This is a genomic window from Aeromonas sp. R3-1, from assembly GCF_040908345.1.
Taxonomy (GTDB): Bacteria; Pseudomonadota; Gammaproteobacteria; order Enterobacterales; family Aeromonadaceae; genus Aeromonas; species Aeromonas veronii.
Genome location: NZ_JBFODN010000163.1, coordinates 1 through 6,592, shown reverse-complemented (window position 1 = coordinate 6,592; position 6,592 = coordinate 1). Strand labels below are relative to the sequence as shown.

At 59.0% G+C, this 6,592-nt stretch carries 6 protein-coding genes, 3 tRNA genes and 1 pseudogene; all 10 read right to left on the bottom strand.

Annotated elements, in window-relative coordinates:
* Positions 1–160: 160 nt before the first annotated feature.
* Positions 161–247: transfer RNA gene (locus AB5Y85_RS10085), tRNA-Leu, on the bottom strand.
* Between the two features lie 41 nt (positions 248–288).
* Positions 289–362, bottom strand: a tRNA-Cys gene (locus AB5Y85_RS10080).
* 35 nt (positions 363–397) lie between these two features.
* Positions 398–473 (bottom strand) — tRNA-Gly (locus AB5Y85_RS10075).
* A 181-nt stretch (positions 474–654) separates the two neighbouring features.
* Positions 655–1,209 carry a CDP-diacylglycerol--glycerol-3-phosphate 3-phosphatidyltransferase gene (gene pgsA / locus AB5Y85_RS10070; protein ID WP_031227442.1) on the bottom strand — a complete coding sequence of 185 codons (555 nt, stop codon included), beginning with the start codon at positions 1,207–1,209 and terminating at the stop codon, positions 655–657.
* A 199-nt stretch (positions 1,210–1,408) separates the two neighbouring features.
* Complete coding sequence (gene uvrC / locus AB5Y85_RS10065) at positions 1,409–3,262, bottom strand: excinuclease ABC subunit UvrC (RefSeq protein WP_257687956.1); 1,854 nt, start codon at positions 3,260–3,262, stop codon at positions 1,409–1,411.
* A 127-nt stretch (positions 3,263–3,389) separates the two neighbouring features.
* Positions 3,390–4,034 carry a UvrY/SirA/GacA family response regulator transcription factor gene (uvrY, locus tag AB5Y85_RS10060; RefSeq protein ID WP_005337448.1) on the bottom strand — a complete coding sequence of 215 codons (645 nt, stop codon included), beginning with the start codon at positions 4,032–4,034 and terminating at the stop codon, positions 3,390–3,392.
* A 212-nt stretch (positions 4,035–4,246) separates the two neighbouring features.
* Complete coding sequence (gene kdsB / locus AB5Y85_RS10055; protein ID WP_257687957.1) at positions 4,247–4,996, bottom strand: 3-deoxy-manno-octulosonate cytidylyltransferase; 750 nt, start codon at positions 4,994–4,996, stop codon at positions 4,247–4,249.
* The gene (locus tag AB5Y85_RS10050; RefSeq protein ID WP_005347033.1) at positions 4,993–5,181 is read right to left on the bottom strand and encodes a Trm112 family protein; all 189 of its coding nucleotides are present in this window, start codon (positions 5,179–5,181) and stop codon (positions 4,993–4,995) included. Before AB5Y85_RS10050 ends, kdsB begins: the two co-directional genes overlap by 4 nt.
* Before the next feature lie 121 nt (positions 5,182–5,302).
* On the bottom strand, positions 5,303–6,298 hold the full coding sequence (gene lpxK, locus AB5Y85_RS10045; RefSeq protein ID WP_257687958.1) for a tetraacyldisaccharide 4'-kinase: 996 nt from the start codon (positions 6,296–6,298) through the stop codon (positions 5,303–5,305).
* Positions 6,298–6,592: pseudogene (locus tag AB5Y85_RS10040) on the bottom strand (lipid ABC transporter permease/ATP-binding protein); the annotation flags it as partial. The gene lpxK and the pseudogene AB5Y85_RS10040, both read right to left, overlap by 1 nt.

Here is a 6,592-nt window from a genome sequence, read left to right as displayed (position 1 = left end):
GTACTTTTTACCCCTATCAGAACAGATACCCCCAGATGTACCCCCAAGAATGGGGGTATGCTATGACGTGATATGATACGACAAGACATAACAAAAAACCCGCAAAGCCTTACGCTATGCGGGTTTCAGATATGTAATGATATGATGTGATATTCATTAATGGTGCCCGAGGCCGGAATCGAACCGGCACGACGCGAACGTCGAGGGATTTTAAATCCCTTGTGTCTACCGATTTCACCACTCGGGCACCGCAATCGGTATCAAGCTCGCGTGGCGGGCTTGTCAATATGGAGGCACGTTCCGGAGTCGAACCGGACTAAACGGATTTGCAATCCGCTGCATAACCGCTTTGCTAACGCGCCATGCAAAAGAGAGTTGGCTCTCTATTGTCTGAATTTGGAGCGGGAAACGAGACTCGAACTCGCGACCCCGACCTTGGCAAGGTCGTGCTCTACCAACTGAGCTATTCCCGCATTGGTCTGGCTGACTGCCTGACTACGAGGACGCATTCTAGCGATGTTCCTCGCCCAGTCAACCAGAAATATTTAATTACCTGATCGTTAGGGCATTTTTTGCCCTTTTTGAACAGTTTTAGCGCCTTTGGCCGTTTCCTGCCTCAAATCAGTGGAAACCTCACCTTGCGGCGCAAGTAACTCACAGGTTGGCGTGGTGGGTCAAATCGCCCCAGGCGGCCTTCATGTACTGGAACATCGACCAGAAGGTGAGCACGGTAGCGACATAGAGCATCACATAGGCGAGCCACACCATCCAGACGTTGTATTGCCAAATCAGACCGGTGAGTGACACCATCTGGATCATGGTCTTCCACTTGCCAATCCAGCTGACCGCCACCGAGGAGCGTTTGCCGAGCTCGGCCATCCACTCACGCAGGGCGGAGATGATGATCTCGCGGCCAATCATGGTCATGGCGGGGATGGTCACCCAAATGGTGTTGTAGTGTTCGACGATGACCACCAGCGCGGCGGCGACCATGATCTTGTCGGCAACGGGGTCAAGGAAGGCGCCAAAGGCGGTGGACTGATTGAGCTTGCGAGCCAGATAGCCATCAAACCAGTCGGTGGCAGCGGCCAGAATAAAGATGATGGCGGCAGCCAGATAGGACCATTGATAAGGCAGATAGAACAGGATGACGAAGACGGGAATGAGCAAAATCCGGAAAAACGTCAACAGGTTAGGTATGTTTGTCATTATTTTCAGCCACTTCTTGTACGTCGCTACATAGTGCGCCAAAGCCGATTTGCGATGCAACCGCACTGGCGCCCGTCTTGGTCTTTTTAATCCATCAATCTTCTCAAAATGCGAGGGCCATTATGGCATTTACGGCCCCCCCGCGTCACGGCTCTTGTGCATCAAGGAGTTAGCGATTTTGCCATGCCACTAACCCTGCTCAGGCGCTGTGCAAGCCATCGTGGATGGTCTGGGCCAGCTCCTGACTGATGCCGGGTACCTTGGCCAGTTCATCCACGCTCGCCTTTTTGACCTCCTGCAGGCCACCCAGATATTTGAGCAGCGCCTGCCGCCGCTTTGGCCCCACCCCCGGAATATCCTCCAGACTGCTGCTGGTGCGGGCCTTGGCCCGTCTGGCCCGGTGGCCAGTAATGGCAAAACGGTGAGATTCATCGCGAATATGCTGAATAAGGTGCAAAGCGGGCATATCTGCCGGTAAATGCAGCTCTTCGTGGCTCTCCCCCATGATGAGAGTTTCCAACCCCGCCTTGCGGGTGACCCCCTTGGCAATCCCCACCAGCAGCGGATATTTACCGCCGAGAAACTCCAGCTGACGGGCCAGGATCTCTTCGGCGCGGCGCAACTGGCCGAGGCCACCGTCAATAAACAGCACGTCCGGCACCTTGTCCGGCTCCTGCTGCTTGCCAAAGCGGCGCTCCAGCGCCTGCTCCATCGCCGCGTAGTCATCACCGCCAGTGATACCGTCGATATTAAAACGACGATATTCCGATGAGAGCGGCCCCTCCCGGTTGAACACCACGCAAGAGGCCACGGTGCGCTCCCCCATGGTGTGGGAGATATCGAAACACTCCATGCGGGCGATGGGGCGCTCCAGCTCCAGCAGCTCTTCCAGCTGATCGTAGCGAGCGGTGATGGTGCTCTTGTGAGCAAGCCGCGATCGCAACGCCGTCTCGGCGTTGATAGAGGCGAGCTTGATAAAGCGGGCCCGTTCGGCGCGGGTACGGCTCACCACCCGCACCTTGTAGCCTGCGGTCTGGCTCAGTGTCTCGGCGATGACGCTCTCATCCTCCAACGCCACATCGAGCAACACCTCACTCGGGATCTGCCGCCCCCCCTGCCCCGACAGATAGAACTGCAGCAGGAAGGATTGCACCACCTCGTCGAGCTGGGTATCGGCCGGCACTTTCGGGAAGTAGCTGCGCGAACCGAGCACCTTGCCCTGACGGATAAATAGCACGTGAATACAGGCAGCACCTTGCTGGAAGGCCACCCCCACCACATCCAGCTCGTCCAGCACGTTGCCGCTCACCGACTGCTGTTCGGTAACCCGGCGCAGCGCCAGGATCTGATCCCGGTAGCGGGCGGCCTCTTCAAAGCGCAGATCACCGCTGGCAGACTCCATCTTGCCCACCAGCTCGCCTATTACCTGCTGGTTCTTGCCCGCCAGAAACAGCTTGGCCAGCTCCACCTGCTGGGCATATTCGGCTTCGCTCACCAACCCGGGTACGCAAGGGCCGGCGCAGCGCTTGAGCTGATAGAGCAGGCAGGGACGGGTGCGGTTGGCATAGACCGCATCCTCGCACTGGCGCACCGGAAAAATCTTCTGCATCAGGTGCAAGCTATCACGCACCGCTCCGCCAGAGGGGTATGGGCCGAAGTACTCTCCCTTAACCTTGCGGGCACCGCGATGGACGCCGATGCGTGGATGCTGGTGCGCGGTGATGATGATCCAGGGGTAGGATTTGTCGTCCCGCAGCAGCACGTTGTAACGGGGCTGGTACTGCTTGATGAGATTGTGCTCGAGGATCAGCGCCTCGGTCTCGGTGTGGGTGACGGTGACCTGGATATCGGCGATCTGTCGCACCAGGGTGCGGGTCTTGATGCTGTCGACGTTGGTGCGAAAGTAGGAGGCGAGCCGCTTTTTCAGATCCTTGGCCTTTCCCACGTAGATCACGGTGCCACCGCTGTCATACATGCGGTAGACGCCACTTTGATGGGTGACGGCGCTCAGAAACGCCTTGCTGTCGAAGAGAGGTTCGGGAGAGAGGGTCATCAGCTACTCGGCTCACACAAAGGCAAAAATTGACGGGCAGAGCATACTGCCCTCGTCGCCCGAAAAGCAAAGGGGCAGAAAAGCAAAAAGGCGGCACTCGCCGCCTTTGTGACCACACGCCACCCGATTAGAGGGTATCGGCATCCAGCATGCCATAGCGAATGGCCAGATGGGTCAGTTCCACGTCACCGTTGATCCCCAGCTTGCTGAACAGACGATAGCGGTAGCTGTTGACCGTCTTCGGGCTCAGGTTGAGCTGCTCGGAGATATCGGTCACCTTCTGCCCCTTGGTGATCATCATCATGATCTGCAGCTCGCGCTCGGAGAGGGACTTGAAGGGATTCTCGTCAGCGGAGGCAAACTGGCTGAGGGCCATCTGCTGGGCAATCTCCGGGGAGATGTAGCGCTGACCGGAGTGCACCAGCCGGATCGCCTGGATCATCTCGTCGGGAGCAGCCCCCTTGGTCAGGTAACCGGCGGCGCCTGCCTGCATCACCTTGGTGGGGAACGGATTTTCTGAATGAATGGTCAGCACTATGATGCGCACATCGGGGCGGATCCGCAGAATTTTGCGGGTCGCTTCCAGACCACCAATACCCGGCATGTTCATGTCCATCAGGATCACGTCCGGATGGTGTTGGCGACAGAACGTAACTGCGGTCTCGCCGCTCTGTGCCTCGCCCACCACCTTGATCCCGCGCACATCTTCAAGAATGCGTCTTATCCCTGTACGCACCAGCTCATGATCATCGACCAGGAATACATTTATCACCCAAACACCCCGTTTTATCTCGTTTTAGCCGCCCGGTTAGGGTTAACAGGGCGTCTTGCATCATAACCAAACTCGTCGCGTTGGCAAACCATGCACGCCAAAAGTTTGAGAAAACCCATGTTTAGCGTTTAAAATCAAATAATTATATAAATTTTCAAAACAAAAAACGGTGCCTTGCGACACCGTTTTTCATGACGTTAGTGCTGTGGCCATTACTGGGCCAAAAAGGCGCGCACCTTCTCCAGGTCGGCCTGGGTATCCACCCCGACCGGCGGCGCTTCAAGGGCCTGGGCGACGTGGATCTTCTCCCCGTACCAGAGCACCCGCAGCTGCTCCAGCGCCTCGACCTGCTCCAGCACGCTCGGTGCCCAGTCTACGTAACGCTGGATAAAGCCGGCACGATAGGCATAGATACCGATATGACGCTGGTAGTGGTCACCAATCTGCTCATGGCTCTTGGCAAAGCGATCCCGATCCCAGGGAATGCTGGCGCGACTGAAGTAGAGGGCGTAGCCATCCTTGTCAGTCACCACTTTTACTGCGTTCGGATTGAACGCCTCTTCGGCATCCTGGATCGGCACCGACAAGGTCGCCATCGGCGCCGTGGCAGCAGCCAGATTGTCCGCCACCTGACGAATGATGGCGGGCGGAATGAGCGGCTCATCCCCCTGCACATTGACGATGATGGTATCGGCGGCAAAGCCGTAGTGACGGCACACCTCGGCCAGACGCTCGGTGCCGGACTGGTGATCCGGTGAGGTCATGCACACCTCGACGCCGGTGCTCAGCAGTGCCTGCTGCACCCGCTCGTCATCGGTGGCAACGATCACCCGATCGGCACCCGATTGCAGAGCTTTCTCCACCACGTGTTGCACCATGGGTTTACCATGGATATCCGCCAGCGGCTTGCCCGGCAGACGAGTTGACGCATAGCGGGCAGGAATGACGACGACGAAACTCATGACGGCAGCTCATCGCTGTTGAGCGGACGGGCACGGTTCTCCAGTAGTACCGGGATCCCCTCTTCCAGCGGATAGGCCAGCTTGTCGAAGCGGCAGACCAACTCATGAACTGCTTTGTTGTAATGCAGCTTACCCTTGCAGACCGGGCAGGCGATGATGTCGAGCAACTTGATGTCCAAAGCCAAAACGATACTCCTTCAACGATGTCGCGCTGGCGGCTTCATCACGCCAGCGATGGATGTCGAGCAACCAGCTATTCCATGCGGGGCATATTCCCCCCCTGCTCCCCCGCCGAGGCGAGAGAGATTAATCTTGCGCCTTGGTCGCGCCCTTCGCCTTCGCCCCCAGCTTGTGCAGCAGGGCATCGAGCAGGGAGGCGGGCAACTCGGCGCTGACCGGCAGATACCACCAGTTATCGAGGGCAAACGCGCGGCACTTGACCGCATCCTTCTCGGTCATCAGCAGCGGCTTGCTGGCAAAGCGCCCCACCAGCTCATCCCGATCGAAGGGGTGATGATCGCCGTAGGCAGCCTGCTGATCCAGCTGATAGCCGAGCCCTTCGAGGGTGGCAAAGAAGCGGGGCGGATGACCGATCCCCGCCAGCGCATCGACCGGCCCCGACAAGGGGGCGGCAAGCGGTGCATCGTCGCGCACCCGGCGCGGGGTGTCGGCGACCAGTTGCATGGGATACTCCCCCTTGCCCGGCTCGCTGCCGTTGCAGATGATGGCGTCCACCCGTTTGAGACGAGTGATCGGCTCGCGCAGCGGCCCCATCGGCAGCAAGCAGGCGTTGCCGAAACGGCGCGCTCCGTCCACCACCACCAGCTCGATGTCGCGGGCCAGCGCATAGTGCTGCAGACCATCGTCGGTGATGATGATATCCACCTCACCGCTCTGCTCCAGCAGTCGTACCGCGTCAGCCCGTTTCGGGGCAACCACCACCGGGCAGCCGCAGCGCCGGGCAATCAGCACCGGCTCATCCCCCGCCTGCGTCGTTGTACTGGTCTTATCCAGCCGATAGGGGTAATGGGGCGCCTTGCCACCATAACCACGGCTCACCACCCCGGGTCGATAGCCGCGGGCTTGCAACTGCTCCACCAGCCAGACCACCACCGGCGTCTTGCCGTTGCCCCCCACCGAAATATTGCCCACCACGATCACCGGCAAGGAGGAGCGATACCCCTTGCGCCAGCCATGACGATAGGCGTAGCGGCGGGTGCCGCTGATGATGGCAAACAGCAGGGCAAAGGGGGCCAGCAACCAGCGCCAGCCACTCTTTGCATACCAGAGCCGTTCCAGCATCAGGCCTTGCTTCCCGCGTTGCCAAACTGAATGGCGCGCAGCTGGGCATAGGTGCCGCGCTGCTCCATCAATGCTTCGTGGTTGCCGCGCTCGACGATATGGCCTTCGTCGATCACCAGGATCTCGTCCGCCTTCTCGATGGTGGAGAGACGGTGGGCGATCACCAGCGAGGTACGCGCCTTGCAAAGCTCGTCGATGGCCGCCTGAATGTGGCGCTCGGACTCGGTATCGAGGGCCGAGGTGGCCTCATCCAGCAGCAGAACCGGCGCATCGCGCAGCAAAGCCCGCGCAATG